Origin of the sequence: Microbacterium sp. NPDC056234 (genome assembly GCF_042267585.1) — a bacterium.
In the GTDB taxonomy this organism is placed as follows: Bacteria; Actinomycetota; Actinomycetes; order Actinomycetales; family Microbacteriaceae; genus Microbacterium.
In genome coordinates this window covers 529,113-544,449 of the sequence record NZ_JBHJTE010000003.1, presented here as the reverse complement: position 1 = coordinate 544,449, position 15,337 = coordinate 529,113, and the positions used below count along the sequence as shown (strand labels likewise).

General features: G+C 68.3%; 19 protein-coding genes. 16 read left to right on the top strand and 3 right to left on the bottom strand.

The window, feature by feature from the left end; genetic code table 11:
- Positions 1–7 precede the first annotated feature (7 nt).
- The 14 genes from ACFCYE_RS11935 (at position 8) to ACFCYE_RS11870 (ending at position 10,134) form a co-directional block, all read left to right on the top strand.
- Positions 8–301: a WXG100 family type VII secretion target gene (locus tag ACFCYE_RS11935; protein WP_376178963.1), complete on the top strand. Its 294-nt coding sequence runs from the start codon at positions 8–10 to the stop codon at positions 299–301.
- A 96-nt stretch (positions 302–397) separates the two neighbouring features.
- The gene (locus ACFCYE_RS11930; RefSeq protein ID WP_376178962.1) at positions 398–622 is read left to right on the top strand and encodes a hypothetical protein; all 225 of its coding nucleotides are present in this window, start codon (positions 398–400) and stop codon (positions 620–622) included.
- 10 nt (positions 623–632) lie between these two features.
- Positions 633–2,336, top strand: a complete 1,704-nt coding sequence (locus ACFCYE_RS11925; RefSeq protein ID WP_376178960.1) for an ABC transporter substrate-binding protein — start codon at positions 633–635, stop codon at positions 2,334–2,336.
- Positions 2,333–2,779, top strand: coding sequence for a hypothetical protein (locus ACFCYE_RS11920; RefSeq protein ID WP_376178958.1), 447 nt, complete (start codon positions 2,333–2,335; stop codon positions 2,777–2,779). Before ACFCYE_RS11925 ends, ACFCYE_RS11920 begins: the two co-directional genes overlap by 4 nt.
- A 76-nt stretch (positions 2,780–2,855) precedes the next feature.
- A complete protein-coding gene (locus ACFCYE_RS11915) occupies positions 2,856–3,554 on the top strand; it encodes a hypothetical protein (RefSeq protein ID WP_376178956.1) in 699 nt (232 codons plus the stop codon).
- Position 3,555: 1 nt separating this feature from the next.
- Positions 3,556–4,281, top strand: a complete 726-nt coding sequence (locus ACFCYE_RS11910) for a hypothetical protein (protein WP_376178955.1) — start codon at positions 3,556–3,558, stop codon at positions 4,279–4,281.
- Positions 4,278–4,952, top strand: a complete 675-nt coding sequence (locus ACFCYE_RS11905; protein WP_376178953.1) for a hypothetical protein — start codon at positions 4,278–4,280, stop codon at positions 4,950–4,952. Before ACFCYE_RS11910 ends, ACFCYE_RS11905 begins: the two co-directional genes overlap by 4 nt.
- A 23-nt stretch (positions 4,953–4,975) precedes the next feature.
- Positions 4,976–5,803, top strand: a complete 828-nt coding sequence (locus ACFCYE_RS11900; RefSeq protein WP_376178951.1) for a hypothetical protein — start codon at positions 4,976–4,978, stop codon at positions 5,801–5,803.
- An 89-nt stretch (positions 5,804–5,892) separates the two neighbouring features.
- Positions 5,893–6,594, top strand: coding sequence for a hypothetical protein (locus ACFCYE_RS11895; protein WP_376179005.1), 702 nt, complete (start codon positions 5,893–5,895; stop codon positions 6,592–6,594).
- A gap of 3 nt (positions 6,595–6,597) precedes the next feature.
- On the top strand, positions 6,598–7,236 hold the full coding sequence (locus ACFCYE_RS11890) for a hypothetical protein (RefSeq protein ID WP_376178950.1): 639 nt from the start codon (positions 6,598–6,600) through the stop codon (positions 7,234–7,236).
- A gap of 91 nt (positions 7,237–7,327) precedes the next feature.
- On the top strand, positions 7,328–8,029 hold the full coding sequence (locus tag ACFCYE_RS11885) for a hypothetical protein (protein WP_376179003.1): 702 nt from the start codon (positions 7,328–7,330) through the stop codon (positions 8,027–8,029).
- A 2-nt stretch (positions 8,030–8,031) separates the two neighbouring features.
- Complete coding sequence (locus ACFCYE_RS11880) at positions 8,032–8,658, top strand: hypothetical protein (RefSeq protein ID WP_376178948.1); 627 nt, start codon at positions 8,032–8,034, stop codon at positions 8,656–8,658.
- Positions 8,659–8,689: 31 nt separating this feature from the next.
- Positions 8,690–9,262: a DUF4303 domain-containing protein gene (locus tag ACFCYE_RS11875; protein WP_376178946.1), complete on the top strand. Its 573-nt coding sequence runs from the start codon at positions 8,690–8,692 to the stop codon at positions 9,260–9,262.
- A 158-nt stretch (positions 9,263–9,420) separates the two neighbouring features.
- Positions 9,421–10,134, top strand: coding sequence for a hypothetical protein (locus tag ACFCYE_RS11870; protein ID WP_376179001.1), 714 nt, complete (start codon positions 9,421–9,423; stop codon positions 10,132–10,134).
- A gap of 8 nt (positions 10,135–10,142) precedes the next feature.
- Here the strand turns inward: ACFCYE_RS11870 and ACFCYE_RS11865 are convergent, their stop codons facing one another.
- Both ACFCYE_RS11865 and ACFCYE_RS11860 read right to left on the bottom strand, forming a co-directional pair.
- Positions 10,143–10,613 (bottom strand): recombinase family protein, encoded by a 471-nt coding sequence (locus ACFCYE_RS11865; RefSeq protein WP_376178945.1) that lies wholly within the window; start codon positions 10,611–10,613, stop codon positions 10,143–10,145.
- Between the two features lie 43 nt (positions 10,614–10,656).
- Positions 10,657–11,646 (bottom strand): malate dehydrogenase, encoded by a 990-nt coding sequence (locus ACFCYE_RS11860; protein ID WP_376178943.1) that lies wholly within the window; start codon positions 11,644–11,646, stop codon positions 10,657–10,659.
- Between the two features lie 35 nt (positions 11,647–11,681).
- Here ACFCYE_RS11860 and ACFCYE_RS11855 point away from each other — a divergent pair, with 35 nt between their 5' ends.
- Both ACFCYE_RS11855 and pip read left to right on the top strand, forming a co-directional pair.
- Positions 11,682–12,569 carry a neutral zinc metallopeptidase gene (locus ACFCYE_RS11855; protein ID WP_376178942.1) on the top strand — a complete coding sequence of 296 codons (888 nt, stop codon included), beginning with the start codon at positions 11,682–11,684 and terminating at the stop codon, positions 12,567–12,569.
- A 55-nt stretch (positions 12,570–12,624) separates the two neighbouring features.
- Positions 12,625–13,590 (top strand): prolyl aminopeptidase, encoded by a 966-nt coding sequence (gene pip / locus ACFCYE_RS11850; RefSeq protein WP_376178940.1) that lies wholly within the window; start codon positions 12,625–12,627, stop codon positions 13,588–13,590.
- Here the strand turns inward: pip and ACFCYE_RS11845 are convergent.
- On the bottom strand, positions 13,587–15,329 hold the full coding sequence (locus ACFCYE_RS11845) for an aldehyde dehydrogenase family protein (protein WP_376178938.1): 1,743 nt from the start codon (positions 15,327–15,329) through the stop codon (positions 13,587–13,589). The two genes, pip and ACFCYE_RS11845, sit on opposite strands and share 4 nt — an antisense overlap.
- Positions 15,330–15,337 lie beyond the last annotated feature (8 nt).

The following is a 15,337-nucleotide window of genomic DNA, read 5'->3' as shown; positions in this document are numbered from 1 at the left end:
GGTTCTCATGGCCGGACATGACTTTGGTGCAACATACAGCGAGATGGAGAGCGCTGCTTCGCGCCTCCGCGACGGACGCAGCACCGTCACCGACACGCTGAAGGAGCTGCAGGCTGTCATCGATGACCTCGTGCAGGACGGGTTCAAGACCGAGAACGCGTCCGACGCGTACTCGACCGCTTACAACGAGCTCACGTCGTCGCTGGACGACGCAGCCGAGGCTGTCAACGACATGGCCGACGCTCTCGACCGCATGGCGGACTCGATCCGCGACAAGGATGCAGAGCTCGCCGGCGGCTGAACCGACGCGTTCTCAGAGGTCGTGGAGCCTGTTCGGGGGGACAGGCGCCACGGCCTCTTCGCATAGAATCACCAAGACGAGCGGAGGAGAGTGCTGATGAGCGGTTCACAGCCCTACTGGTACAACCTGAGCACCCAGACGGTCGTGCGCGCGGACGAGCGTCCGTCGGAGGACACCCTCGGGCCGTTCGGCTCGGCGCAGGAAGCCGAGGAGTCTCCGGCCGTCCTGCTGGAGCATGCCCGCGCATGGCTGGCGAGCGAAGAGAGCGAGCCGTACCGCGAGATGGCTGCCGAGGCTGACGACGGCACCGACTACGTGTGACGGCGAGTTCATGAGGGCGCACCGCGGCATCGCGGCATCGTTCGTCGTGCTGCTCGCAGCAGGCCTGGCGGCGTGCGCGCCTGCTCTCCCTGAGACCGTGGTGCCCGGCTCCGAGATCACGGTGGGGTGGACAGGCGAGCTGACATCGACGAACGCGGTCGCATCGCCCACCGCGAGCAACGTGGATATCGCCGAGATGATCCGCGCCGGTTTCGGCGACGTGATCGACGGCGCCTTCGTCCCGGACGAGGGGTTCGGCACGGCCAGCATCGTCAGCGACGACCCGTTCACGGTCCGCTACGACCTCGCCGAGCCGTCCTGGTCGGACGGCATTCCGCTCGACGCGGCGGATCTGATGCTCGGCTGGGCCGGGGCATCCGGCTACTTCCCGAAGCAGGAAGAGGACGCCGAGGCTCCCGTCGAGCCGCAACTCGTCGAAGAGGCTCCGGTCGTCGACGAGTTCGCTCGCACGATCGAGGTGACCTTCGCGCAGCCGGAGGTCGACTGGCAGCAGGCCGTTCCGGTGCCGGTCCCTGCGCACGTCATCGGACAGAAGGCCTTCGGCGTCGACGACGCGATGGAGGCGAAACAGGCGGTGATCCGTGCGATCCGAGAGGCGGACACCGCAGCGCTGCAGAAGATCGCTGAGGTATGGCACACCGGTTTCGAGCTCGCGGACCCGGCGGATCTTCCGGCGGAGATGCTGGTTTCGAGCGGTCCGTTCATGCTCGACGAGATCGTCGCTGAAGAGGCAGGTCAGAGCGTGACGCTCGTGCCCAACACGGCGTACCGCGGGCTGATGACGCCGCAGATCTCCCGCGTCCATCTCGTGCCGCCGGGGGATGACCCGGTCGGAGCGATCGGCCAGGTGCTCGACGTCGCGCAGGTCGCACCGACGTCGTCGAACCGGGCGCCCATCCACGACCTGGAACGCAAGGACTTCGCGGTCACGACGACGCACGACGGCACCCTCTGGAGTCTGCTGCTCAAGCCTTCAGGTGTCTTCGCGCAGTCGCAGGCGCGCATCGCGTTCATCCATGCGGTGCCGGTGCGCCCGATGGTCGATCGCGGTGCGGGGGAGTGGGCGTCGGCCTACACCGCCAGCACCTCGATGGTGGCGCCGCCCGGTTCGCGGGCGTACGACATCGTGAACGAGGACTCCGGGTTCGCGCAGCTGCTGGGCACACCCGGTGACGACCCGGCACTGCAGCGCCAGATCTCCGGCGTCCCGGAGGGCGCCCCGGTCTGCGTGCTCTACGATCGGCGCAGCGAGTTCGCCATCGGGGCCTTCGCGGCATTGCGGGACTCGGCGGCGGAATCCGGATGGAACGCGGTGGACTGCGGCAGCGACGACTTCGAAGCTGCGCTGGCGCAGGGCCGGTGGGATGCTGTGATAACCCGCGTGCCGATCCCGCAGACGCCGGAGCAGATCGCCGTGCAGTGGGGCAGCGGTGGCTCGGCATCCGTCACCGGCCATGCGGATGCGGATCGGGATGCTCTGATCACCGAGCTCGCGCAGACCACCGACGTGTACGAGGCGCGAGAGGTGCTCGCCCTGATCGAGGCCTCGATCGTCCGTGCGGCCGTCGCCCTTCCCATCGCGGCGAACCCGCGGGTCACGATCGTCGACAAGGACGTGACCGGCGTGACGCCCCGCAACGGCGTCGCCGCGCCGCTGACGTACGGCGCTGTGCAGTGGGCGGCCGTCCCGTGAGCGGCACTGCACGGAGCGGCTCCGTGCAGGACTGGGCGCGCTTCTGCGGGCTGCTCGACGACGACTCCGAGCTGCTCGCTTCGGTGAAGACTGCCGCGGCGGATCCGGATGGCGACCCCTGGCTCGCGGTCATCGACGGGCTGGACGACGCGGGCGCGCTCGCGTATCTCGAGACTCAGGATCTCGGCGCCGAACTCTCGGACGCCCTGGCCGGATTGCCGCGGGTGTTCCGCACGTCCGTCGACCTCGGGTCGGTCGCCGACATCGACGAACTGCCGGGCGCGATCGCCGCGGCCGATCTGCTTCTCGCACCGCACGACCTGCGCGTCGTGTTCCTCGAAGAGGACTCGGATGCCTTCCCTCTCGTCGTCGTCACGGCGTCGGATGCCGAGGCAATCGTCGAACTGGCAGCGCAGTTCGGACACGACGCGCGCGTGTTCTGAACATGGGTTGTTCTCCCCATCGCGACGGTTCGTTCCCTGCCCGTAGAGTTCTCGAGGAGGTTTGCGCCGTATGGGAATGATGTTGCCGAATGAGCTCATCTGGGTGATGGAGAAGCTCGGTTTCGAGTGGCCGGATATCGATGAGGACGAACTGCGCCGTGGCGCGGGGATCGTCGGCGTCTTCCGCGACGAGCTGGAGACGAAGATCCAGGTTATGGATCGCAAGGTCAATGGCGATCTCGCGACCGCCATGCGCGGGCAGGCCGGGCCGGCGTACGTCGGCGCCTGGAACGCGAACCGCTCCCAGAACCTGCAGGGGCTGATCGATCTGCTCGGACCGGTGCCGTCGGCGATGGACATCGCGGCGGACGCCGTGTTCGCGCTGAAGATGAAGGTCATCGTCGACGTGACGACCACGATGATCGCGCTGGTGGGCATGCTGACGAACCCGATCACCGCGGTCGGTGCGGGTCCGATGGTGCTGATCAAGAAGAAGCTGCTCAATGCGGTGGTCGATATCGCGATCGAGCAGCTGCTGAACCAGCTGCTGCCGATGGCGATCGAACCGTTGGCGGAGCAGCTCCCCGGCATGATCATGGCGGCGCTGGATTCGCCCATCGTCGAGGCCGTCGCGGGCGATCCGGACGAGTTCTACGCGGACCTGCAGGCGCTGGAGCAGGCCGAGGGCGAGATGGAGCAGCACGCCTCGGACGTCGAATCGCTGACGGACCGGCTGATGGCCGATCTGTCCGGCCTGAACATCGCGGGAGACTGACATGGGCAAATTCGGTGATGACGCGATCCGGCCTCTGCTGCGATCGCTGGACGACATGCCCGTGCACATCAAGCAACTGGCCGAGATGTTCCGCAAGCACGGCGCCGCTTCGAAGCGGAACACGAGCGAGGTCCAGAACCTGGACTCCGCCGACGTCACGCACCCGCTGCAGGACGGGTGGAGGACCGATACGGACTGGACTCCGGACGCTGTTGTGAGTTGGAAGGGGGACGCACCTCACCCCAACGAGTACCTCGACGAGGATTACATCCAGCAGCACCTGGCACGTTTCGACGATGGCGCGAGCCGCATCTACTTCTCGGACAGTCTGCACGCGCACGGTCCGGGGCAGCGGGACCACTCGACGTTCGTCTTCCCGACGTCGGACCTGCAGCGGATCCTCGATGAGTCGGGCGGCGATGCCAACCTGATCGCTGAGCAGCTCGGCTTGGATCCGGACTGGTTCTTCGACGACAACGGCAACCCGGTACCCGTCGAGATCCGGCATTTCGCACCTGAGGAACTGACCAATCTGCGCATCCCGTCCGGTAATGAGTCCGGCGCGAACGAGCACTGGATTCCTGGCGGATATCTTCCGACCGGCGTGCCCGAGGCCGTGATCGATGTTCCGGAGTCCGCGACCGGGGTCGGCACTCCGGATCGTCCAGGGGATTACAACCCCGGGCTCTGGCCAGGAACAGCGCAGGGGTTGACGTTGCATCGATGAGCGACGACAAGGATGAAGTGGACCTCCCTACGGCGCTGACGAGCGATGCCGTGCGCGACGGTGCGGCGGTCTCGTTCAGCGGGGATACGTTGGTCGTCACGGGTGATGGCATCGTCGAAGCCGTCGAGACGCGGCTGCTCGGCGGAACGCAGCAGGCGGAACGGCGGGATCACTGGTTGATCGACGGCGTTCCGGTGCTCTCCCGGGGCGAGGCGTGGATCGTGCCTCTGTCGTGGGAGCCGGTTCGCGACGGCGGGAGGGCGGCCCCCGATGACGTGCTCCGCGGGAGGGCGCATGATCTGTGGATGAGTGTTCGCAGCGCGTGCGAGTTCCGGCAGGGGATGCAGATCGGTGTCGACCTCCGATCGGAGTCGCCGCGGAACCCGTATGCGAAGGAGCTGGCCCGAACGGGCGTCAGGCGGGCCGACTGGTGGGCGTTCGGCGGGTTCGCTGCGGTGCTCGCCGTCTACGGTGAGCCGCTCCCCGCTCCGGTGAGCAAGGTCGCGCTGCACGTGGTCCCGGTGGGTTGGGTCTCGGCGCGTCGGCCGACTGCGGCCAAGAAGATGCCGGCACTCGATCTGTCGTGGTCATGGGCGGACGTCGTTGCGTTCGCCGAATCGGACGCGGCCGGTAGCCTGGCAGAGCACAAGACGGAGGGTCAGGGATCGTGACGAGCGCGTTCGGGAATGTCGAAGTGAGCGGGACCGCTCGCGTGTACGGGGCGAGCGAGCTCGGCGTGCTGTCGATCACGGCGCCGGGCGAGGCGCACCCTCGCGTGGAGTACGTCGGCGGTGAGATCTTCGTGGGCCTGAACGCGGCCGGCACCGGCGCTGCGGTCACGCAGGGCGACGCGCAGGCGTGGTCCCGCCCGTTCGGCGACGTCGTCGCCGAAGCGGTTGCCTCGGCCGGCACGCTTCCGGATGCTGTCGACGGAGTGATCCTCATCACCGACGAGTCGCTCGCCGCGGCCGTCCTGGTGGAACCGGCCGGGTTGCTGGCGGGTGACCCGGTGGTGTTCGCGCTTTCGCGCGACCGGCTGGCGATCGTCGGAGCGGATGACGAAGCGGCGGTCGGGCGGGTGCTGGACCTCGCGGAGGAGCTGTTCGATGCGGAGGGGCCGTTGGTGTCTGCGCATCCGATCGTCCTGACCAGCGACGGGTGGGCGCCGTTCGGATGGTTCGAGAAGTTCCCTGCGCTGGAGATGCGGATCCAGCGGGTGCTGCGGCTGTTCAGCGTTCGCGCGTACGAGGCGCAGACGGCGGCGCTGCAGCGTCCGGACGTGCGCTACATCGATCCGAAGATCCGAGTGCTCGAAACCGGTGTGACGACGACGTTCGCGGCATGGCCGAAGGGCACGGCCTCGCTGCTTCCCGTGGTGGACAACGTGATCGTCGCGGATCCGTCCGGTGCGCTCAGTGTCGCCACGATGGACCAGTTCCTCGATGCCGGCGGCGATGCGATCATCCGCACCGGCCTGTCACCGGCACGCTACTTCGTGCCGGGCGAGCCGCCCCGCGAATGAGGATTCTCCGCACGTCCATGGGTTGATCTCCCCATCGCGGCATCCCGCACGCCTGGCTAGCGTCGATCGCGGAGGTGATCGCCGTGGGAATGATGCTGCCGAACGAACTCATCTGGATCATGGACAAGATGGGGCTGGAGTGGCCCGACATCGATGAGGATGAGGTGCGCAAGGCCGCTGTGCTCGTGCGGGGCTATCGCGACGACATGGAGACGCTCGTCCAGACCGCAGACCGCCGCATCAACGGTGAGATCGCCGCCGCGATGCGCGGCCAGACCGGTGCGGCGCATGTGACGGCGTGGAACCGCAACCGCTCCGAGAACGTGCAGCAGCTGCTCGACGTGCTGGGGCCCGCGGCCGTCGGCATCGACGTGGCCGCCGAGATCGTGCTCGCGCTGAAGGTCAAGGTGATCGCCGAGGTCACGCTCACGCTCATCCAGTTGGTCCCGCTGCTGGCCGCCGGTCCCTTCGGTGCCGGCGGTGCGGCTCTGCTGATCCTCGCCCGCAAGAAGCTGTTCTCGATGCTCATGGAGGCGACGCTCGAGAAGGTCATCGGCGAGGTCCTGCCCCTGGCGGTCGAGCCGCTCGTCGACCAGGTCCCCGGCCTCGCGATGGCGCTGCTGGACTCTCCCGTGGTCGAGGACAACATCGGCGACGTGGACGAGTTCTTCGCCGACCTCGAGGCGCTCGACCAGGCTGCGGAGGACATGGACGCCCACGCCGCGGACGTCGAAGATCTCACCGACCGCCTGCTCGCCGACCTCGCCAACCTGCAGATCTCGGGGGACTGACCCATGTCGATGAAGAAGGTCATGCGCGACATCATGGATGCCGTCGACGGCGCGGGCCACGAGTTCAAGCAGGGCTTCTCCGGGGCATTCCGCAAACGCGGCGGAAAGCATCGGGCGGACGCGGACGCCATCCGCGGTGTGGATCGCAGCAACGCGGATCGTGTGCCGAAGCACCGCGCGGACAAGCCGACCTCGCATGCCAAGAAGTACGACGTGCTCGAGGACGTCACCCGCGGGCGGGAGTACCAGCTTTCAGGGAAGACGCCGCGCCATCGCGACCCCGACTACGACCCTGCGCGGGATCTCGGCGGTGCCGTCGGTCAGGCCGTGCGCGAGACACCGGGAGAGGTCTGGGACGAGGCCAAGGGCATCCCGAAGAAGGCGGGGAAGCAGGCGGTCGAAGAGCTCTACGAGGATGCGATCGGGCAGGACAACCCGGACAAGTACGGCAGAACGGGCCAAGGGGATTCGCGGTTCCTCGCGCCGGCGAGCGAGACCGCCGTGCTGGAGGGCATGAGCAACGCCGAGATCGCCGCCCGCTTCGGACTGCCGGCCGGATCGCTCGACGACGCGACCGTGAAGGTCACGCAGATCCCGGGTTCCCGCTTCGTGAGCGTCGAGGTCGACGTCCCCGGCGAGTGAGGCGCTGCGCCCGCGGCGCATGGGGAGTCCTGCCCATGGTGCTTCCGGCATCCCTTCCGTATGGTCATCGCCAGGAGGTGCGATCGTGGGAATGATGTTGCCGAACGAGCTGATCTGGGTGATGGAGAAGCTCGGTTTCGAGTGGCCTGATGTGGACGAGGACGAGGTCCGCCGCGGGGCCGAGATCATCCGTGTCTTCACCGACGAGTTCGAGGGCCGGCTGCAGGCCGTCGATCGCAAGGTGAACGGTGACTTGGCCGCGGCCATGCGCGGCCAGGCCGGCCCGGCCTTCGTCGCGGCGTGGAACACGAACCGGTCGCAGAACCTGCAGAAGATCCTCGACGTCCTCGGCCCGGTCCCGACCGGGATGGAGATCGGCGCGACCATCGTCACCGGGCTCAAGGTCAAGGTCATCGCGGATGTGACGCTGACGATGATCACCCTGGTCGGGATGCTGACGAATCCGATCACCGCGGTCGGAGCCGGCCCGATGCTGATCATCAAGAAGAAGCTGCTGAACGCCGCGGTGGACATCGCCGTCGAGGAGGCCCTGGCACAGGTGCTGCCGCTGGTGGTGGAGCCGCTCGCGCAGGAACTGCCGGCACTGATCATGGCGGCGCTCGACGCGCCGGTGGTCGAAGCCGTCGCCGGTGACACCGATGAGTTCTACGCGGACGTGCAGGCTCTGGAGCAGGCGGAGGAAGACCTGGACCTCCAGGCCGCGGACATCGAGACTCTGCTGGCTCAGCTCGGATCGGATCTGGGCGGGCTGAACATCACGGGGGAGGGTTGACGATGGGGCGAGACATCGGTGATGAGCTGTTCAGGCCCATGGCGAGGGAGCTCGGCGATCTCAACGTCAGGATGGCGCCGGCCTCCGACGTGATCCGGGGCCTGCGGCACAAGAAGCGCGAGGATCGCGACGGGGTCGACGAGGTCGACAGGTACGACGGCGACGGCTCTGATGGGAGCGGAACCCCGCCGCGCACCCCGAACAACCCGAACAACGGCTCCGACGGCGACTCGCCGCCGCTGCCCTCCCCGGCGAGCCAGCATCAGGCGCGGGTCGAAGCCGGCAACGCCAGCGAACCGGACTGGCACAGGGTCACGACGGGCCATCACGGTCCGCCGCCGCCCGACATGGACGCGGCGCACGGCCATCACATCGTGTTCAAGAAGGGTGTCGGCCGGCGCCAGCAGGAGGTGCTCGCGGACGCGAAGGCGATCCTCGACAAGCACGGAATCAATTGGTACACGGGTTCGGAGAACCTGATCTGGGCGCCGAACGTCGCCGGCCAGCACACGATCGCGAACGTCCGCGAGGTACTGAAGCGCCTGCAGGAAGCGGACGGTCAGGGGAGCGAAGCCGTCGCAGAGGCGCTGCGGCTCGCCGGCCGTGAACTGTTCGGAGGGAAGCCGTGATCGAACAGCACCGGGACAGTAGGGTGGTGGCATGAGTTTCGAACTCGAGTCGTGGGCCAAGGATTTCAGCGACAGCATCGGGAAGGCGATCGAGCAGGCGCTCCTCGCCGTGACCAGCCGTCTGCCCGCCGAAGACATCGTCGGCGTCGGCATCGCGACAGACGCGGACTCCACATCGATCGTCGCCTTCGCGAACTCCCGCGAGAACCTCGACCGCATGATTGCGGAGGAGCCCGAGTACGCCATCGATTCCCGCTGGCACCTCGGTGAGTGGGACATGGACGTGACGCAGGTCGATGCCGAAGATCCGCTCGAGCCGGTGCGCGCCGAGGCGGAACGAGCGAAGCAGCTCATCACTTCACCCGACGGCAGCCAGGCGGGCTCCCGGGAGCTCGACGCGTTCCGGACAGCCGTCTGGAACGCCATCTCGAATGCCATGGCTCAGTCGGTCGCCGACGGATTCTTCGACCGGTGGCCGGACGCGAAGAGGGTGTTCCTGCCGCTTGACGCCGATGTCTCCGAGGAGCAGATCGCCGCCTGGAACGCGCCGCTCAACCCGCCCGAGGGTCTCGCGGAGTTCCGCGAGTTCCTTCAGCTCGACTGACGAGGGGCGACACGATCCGCGAGGAACTGCGCCCCCAGTTCGCCTGAGCACCGCCCCATGGCAGGATGGACGCCGAGGGGGCTCACGTGACTGAATCGACATCTGCGCCGGAGACCGATCCGCTCGACCGGTCCACGGAGGACCGGCAGCCGGTTCCACTGCGTCTGGAGTTCGCCGGCGAGTGGCATGACATCCCCGCGGAGCGCTCCTTCATCATCGGGCGCGAGGGCGACCTCGACATCGACGACAACCCCTACCTGCATCGGCACTTCCTCGAGCTCCAGTACCGTCACGGACTGTGGTGGCTCGCGAACATCGGCGTCCGCCTGGCGGCCACCGTGTCGAGTGCGGGCGGCGCGGTCCAGTCCTGGCTCTCGCCCGGCGCACGGATGCCGCTCGTCTTCGAGCGCAGCGTGATCGTGTTCACCGCAGGACCGGTGACCTACGAACTCAACCTGCACACCGAGCAGGCGCCATACGAGGTCTCTCGTCAGGTCGAGGCGACGATGAGCGGGGAGACGACCGTGATGCCCGCCCGCTTCACGCCGCTCCAGAAGCAACTCATTCTCTCGCTCGCCGAGCCGATGCTGCGGCGGGAGGGTGTCAGCATGAACGAACTCCCGTCATCGAGCGCCGCCGCCAAGCGCCTGGGCTGGACGATCAGCAAGTTCAACCGCAAGCTCGACAACGTGTGCGACAAGCTCGACCGCATGGGAGTGCAGGGTCTTCGCGGTGGGCCGGGCAAGCTGGCGACCAACCGCCGCGCACGCCTGGTCGAGTACGCCGTGACCTCTCAGGTCGTGACCCGCGCCGACCTGCCGTTGCTCGACGATGAGTCGCTGCGGAACCAGCCGGACCCCGACGGCGACTGAGAGCGCGGTCAGCGCATCGCGTCCGCGAGGTGCCGGGAATCCTGGCTGAGCACCTTCACGATGATGCCGCGCTGACGCAGGTCCGCCACGGTGCGGCTCTCCTCGTCGCGGTCGCGGCCCAGTGCGTGGACGTTCGCGACCACGAGGACGTCGCCCTTGTTGAGCGTCGAGATGAAACGCGTCAGGCGATCGCTCCAGCTCTCCAGGATGTCGGGCGCCGGATGCCGGAAGCCCTCGATCGGGACGCCGAAGCGCGTCAGCTCATCGCGCTGCGTCACCACTGACGGCATGCCGTCGCGTGCGACGACCAGTCCGACCAGTCGTGATCCGCTCGGGCGGGCGTGCCACCAGTCGTGGTTCTGCTGCAGCTCGGTGAAGCACTTCGGGCACTCGGCCGCCGCGTGCGGCAGGTGGACCGGACTCGTCAGCGCGCCGCCGATGTGCATGGCACCCGTCGTCAGGTCTGTCAGATCGCTCATCGATGCACCTCCGGCTTCCATTCTGCCCTGCCCGCAGGCCGCATCACACCAGACCGAGCGCGCGGACCGCCTCCCGCTCGTCGAAGAGCTCGGCGACGGATGCGTCGATGCGGGCCTGCGCCCAGGCATCCGGCTCCAGCCCTTCCACGATCTGCCACTCGCCGTCGACGGAGCGCACCGGGAACGAGCAGATCAGCCCCTCGGGGACCCCGTATTCGCCGTGCGAGACGACGCCGGCGCTGGTCCAGTCCTCGGTGCCCCGCACCCAGTCCCGTACGTGGTCGATGGTCGCGTTGGCCGCAGAGGCCACGGACGACGACCCACGCACCTCGATGATCTCCGCCCCGCGCTTGGCGACCCGCGGGATGAAACTCGACTCGAGCCACCCGGTCACGTCGTCGAACCGTTCCGTCAGCGCCTCGGATGCCGGTCGGCCGTCGACCGTGGCGTACGAGACGTCGGGGAACTGCGTGGCGGAATGGTTGCCCCAGATCGGCACGCGCCGCACGTCCGAGACGGGGGATCCGAGGGCGAGCGCGAGCTGCGCCCTGGCGCGGTTCTCATCCAGCCGGGTCAGCGCCGTGAAGCGTTCGGCCGGCACGCCATCGGCGGAGGCCGCGGCGATCAGCGCGTTCGTGTTCGCCGGGTTGCCGACCACCGTGACCCGCACGCCCTGCGACGCGTTCTCGGCGATCGCGGCCCCCTGCGGGCCGAAGATCCCGGCGTTCGCCGCGAGCAGGTCGCCGCGCTCCATGCCAGGTCCGCGGGGTCGTGCGCCGACCAGCAGTGCGAGGTCGCATCCCGCGAAGGCGACGTTCGCGGCATCCGTCACCTCGACATCCTCGAGCAGCCCGAACGCACCGTCCTGCAGCTCCAGCGCCGCGCCCTCGGCGGACTTCAACCCCTGCGGGATCTCCAGCAGCCGCAGCCGCACCTTCTCCTCGGGGCCGAGCAGGTCTCCGGCGGCGATGCGGAACAGCAGGGCGTAGCCGATCTGGCCTCCGGCACCCGTGATGGTGATCGTGGTGGTCATGTCCCGAGACTACGCCGCGCGCTACCCTCGTTTCCATGACGTTCAACCCGGATGCCGACATCTCGGGCCACCGCACCAGGCGCCGTGGCCGAACAGCCGCCGTCGCCGGCGGAGGAGTGGTGGGACTCGGCGCGATCGCCGTGCTCGTCGTGAGCCTGCTCTCCGGCGGCGAGATCGACCTGTCACCGTTCCTCGGCGGCGGCACCGGCGACCAGGGGTCGTCGACGTCGGACGGCGCCCTGCTCGAATGCGACTCGGGTGCGGATGCCAACGCGAAGGTCGAGTGCCGGATCGCCGGGTCGCAGGTCGCGCTGGACGAGTACTGGACGGAGAACGTGAGCGGCTACTCCGAGCCGGGCATGATCGTCGTGGACGGTCAGACTTCCACGGCGTGCGGCACGGCATCCAACGCCGTCGGTCCGTTCTACTGCCCGGCGGACGCCACCGTGTACATCGACCCCGCCTTCTTCGCTGTGATGGAGCAGCAGTTCGGCGCCTCGGCGAACGAGCTGGCCCAGCTCTACATCGTCGGGCACGAGTGGGGCCACCATATCCAGAACATCACCGGCACCATGGCGGCGTACCCGAACAACGGCACGGGCCCCGCCAGCAACGGTGTCCGCATGGAACTGCAGGCGGACTGCTACGCCGGCGCGTGGATCGGGGACATGACGGAGGCGACGGATGCCGACGGCGACCCGTACCTGTTGGCGCCGACGGAGACGCAGCTGGAGGATGCCCTCAACGCGGCACTCGTCGTCGGCGACGACCACATCCAGGAGATGTCCGGTTTCTCGAACCCCGAGTCGTTCACGCACGGCTCCAGCGCGCAGCGCCAGTTCTGGTTCGCGAACGGGTACCAGAACGGTCTCGGCGTCTGCGACACGTTCTCCGTGCCGGACAGCCAGCTCGAAGCGGGATAGCGCAGACGGTAGCGTGAAACGCACGGGAAGTTCGAAGACCGGGGGGTCGAAGACGATGAACCTGGATGCGCTGTATCCGCCCATCGAGCCGCACGACAGCGGCATGCTGATCGTCGGCGACGGCCAGCGGATCGCGTGGGAGGTCAGCGGCGACCCCGAGGGCAAGCCGGTCGTCTTCCTGCACGGCGGCCCAGGAGGCGGCACCTCGGACTGGCATCGTCGCTTCTTCGATCCCGAGAAGTACCGCATCGTGCTGTTCGACCAGCGCGGCTGCGGGCGCAGCACGCCGCACGCGAGCACGCCGGACGTCGACATGCGGTTCAACACCACCGCGCATCTCATCGCCGACATCGAACTGCTGCGCAGGAACCTCGGCATCGACCGGTGGCAGGTGTTCGGCGGATCGTGGGGCAGCGCGCTCGCGCTCGCCTACGCACAGGCGCATCCGGATGTCGTGACCGAGCTGATCCTCCGCGGCATCTTCACGCTGCGTCGTGTCGAACTCGAATGGTTCTACGAGGGGGGAGCGGCCGCGCTGTTCCCCGACCTCTGGGAGGACTTCATCGCGCCGATCCCTGTGCTCGAGCGCAACCGCATGATCGAGGCGTACCACCGCAGGCTCGCCGACCCCGATCCGGCGGTGCACGTCCCGGCCGCCGTGGCGTGGAGCACGTGGGAATCCTCGACGATCACCCTGCGCCCGGATGCCGACACCGTCGCGCGCATGACCGAACCGGATGCTGCGGTGGCCTTCGCGCGGATCGAGAACCACTTCTTCGTGAATCGAGGATGGTTCACCGAGGGGCAGTTGATCGACGGCATCGACGCGATCCGGCACATCCCCGCAGTGATCGTGCAGGGACGATACGACGTGTGCACGCCGATGATGACCGCGTGGGATCTGCACAGGGCATGGCCGGAAGCGGAATTCATGATCGTCGAGGACGCCGGGCACGCGGCATCCGAACCGGGCATCCAACAGGCGCTCCGCGACGCGACAGACCTGTTCGCCGACGACTAGGCGCGCAGCGCCTGGAGCAGAGTCTTCACCAGGGAGGCGACCGACCCGGTCGCACGGAAGCGCGTCAGGCCCTCGGAAACGGCAGCTCCGGTGCGCGCCGTGACGAACCACGGCGGCTTCGGCAGGATGGTGAACCGGCCGCCGCCGTTGACCCATGGCAGCGATCGTGGGAACGGGCGGAACGGGCCGCGGACGATCGAGCGCTCCACCCCGTCCAGCAGCAGCGCGTTATGGACGACGCCGATGCCGCTGCCGACGTTCTGGACGGTGCCGCCGGGGAACGGGCCCCAGGTGAGCGTCGGGGTGATGAATCCGAAGGCGGTCCAGGCGTTGACGGCGATCGAGCCGTAGCGCAGGGCCGTGATCGCGCGCTCGAACCCGGAGCCGAGCGCGCGTTCGGTCGCCGGATCGATCAGGAGGTTGGCTCCGAGCCTGCCCTGCAGCTTCTCGTTGGCGTGCTGCACCGCGGCATCCACGAACTCCTGTCCACGGCCGTCGACCTCGACGACTCCGAGGACGGGGGCGAAGTACTCCGTGGTCTCGAGCGCTTCGGCGTGCTCGGCCGAGCCGATCTCCACGAGGAGTCGGTCGCCGAGGGCGAAAGCGTCGGGGTAATCCCGGCCGGCCTGCTCCATCCGGGAACTCGACCCGGGATACCAGGTCGGACGCTCCGGGGCCTTCGCGTACGCATGCCGGAGAGCGGTCAGGAACTGCTCGCGCTGCGCCCAGTCGCGCGACAGGATCACCACCTGGCCGGCGATGCAGTTGTGTCCGCTGTTCTGCAGACGCATGGTGGCGACGTGCTCCGCGTGGAACGTGATGTCGGCATCCGTCCACTCGCCGGGAACGACGATGATGGGGGAGACCCCGCCGAGCTCTGCGGTGATGGGCTTCTTGAGCAGCGGTCGGTTTTCGCGCCGGCGTCGCTTGGCCGCGGCATCCCGACCCCACACGATCGCGTCGAAGGTCGCAGCCGAACCGGTGATGTGGACGTGCTCCAGGCTCTTGTGCGCGGTGAGGTAGGCGCCGACGGCAGGTCCGCCGCGGACGATCCGGAGGAAGCCGGGCTCGATGAGCGCGGCCAGCGCGTGCTCGAGAACAGGCACGAGGGCGTCCTGCGTCGGGTTCACCTTGAGCAGTGAGACGCGGTTGTGGGCGAGCAGCTCGTAGAGCACGTCCAGCACGGGGATCGACGTGATGTTCCCCGCGCCGAGCACGAGGCCGACGCCGCCCGTCTCGTGCGGCGTGCGCTGCGCCAGGCCGGCGCCCGCGCGCACCTGTCGCGGGGTGATCCCCGGCTCGAGCCAGACCTCTCCGGTGAATCCGGAGAGCAGCAGCTTGTCGGTGGCGGTCAGCGGGAACGCGTGCACGCGGGTCCGACCGCCCGGCGCGCGATCGACGCGGACATCCTGGAGCGCGTTGCGCCCGTCGGCGATGCGGGTGAGCGTCTCGGTGTAGGCATCCAGAGCGCCGAGCGTGCTGTACGGACCGCTCAGCCACTCCTCGCCGCGCAGTGGATGGCCGCCGGGGAGGCCCTTGGAATCGGCCGCGGTGTTCGCCCACTCGTCGGCGGATGCTGCGACGGCGGCCCGCACCGCGCGCAGCAGGGTGACGCGCTGCGCGACCGCCAGATGCGACCAGGTGCGCGCTCCTTCGGAGAGCTCATCGATCGCGGCATCGAGCGCGGTGCGCTCGTCGTCATCGATCTCGGTCGCGGTCGCCTGCGTCGCTGAAGTCATCGTCGCCT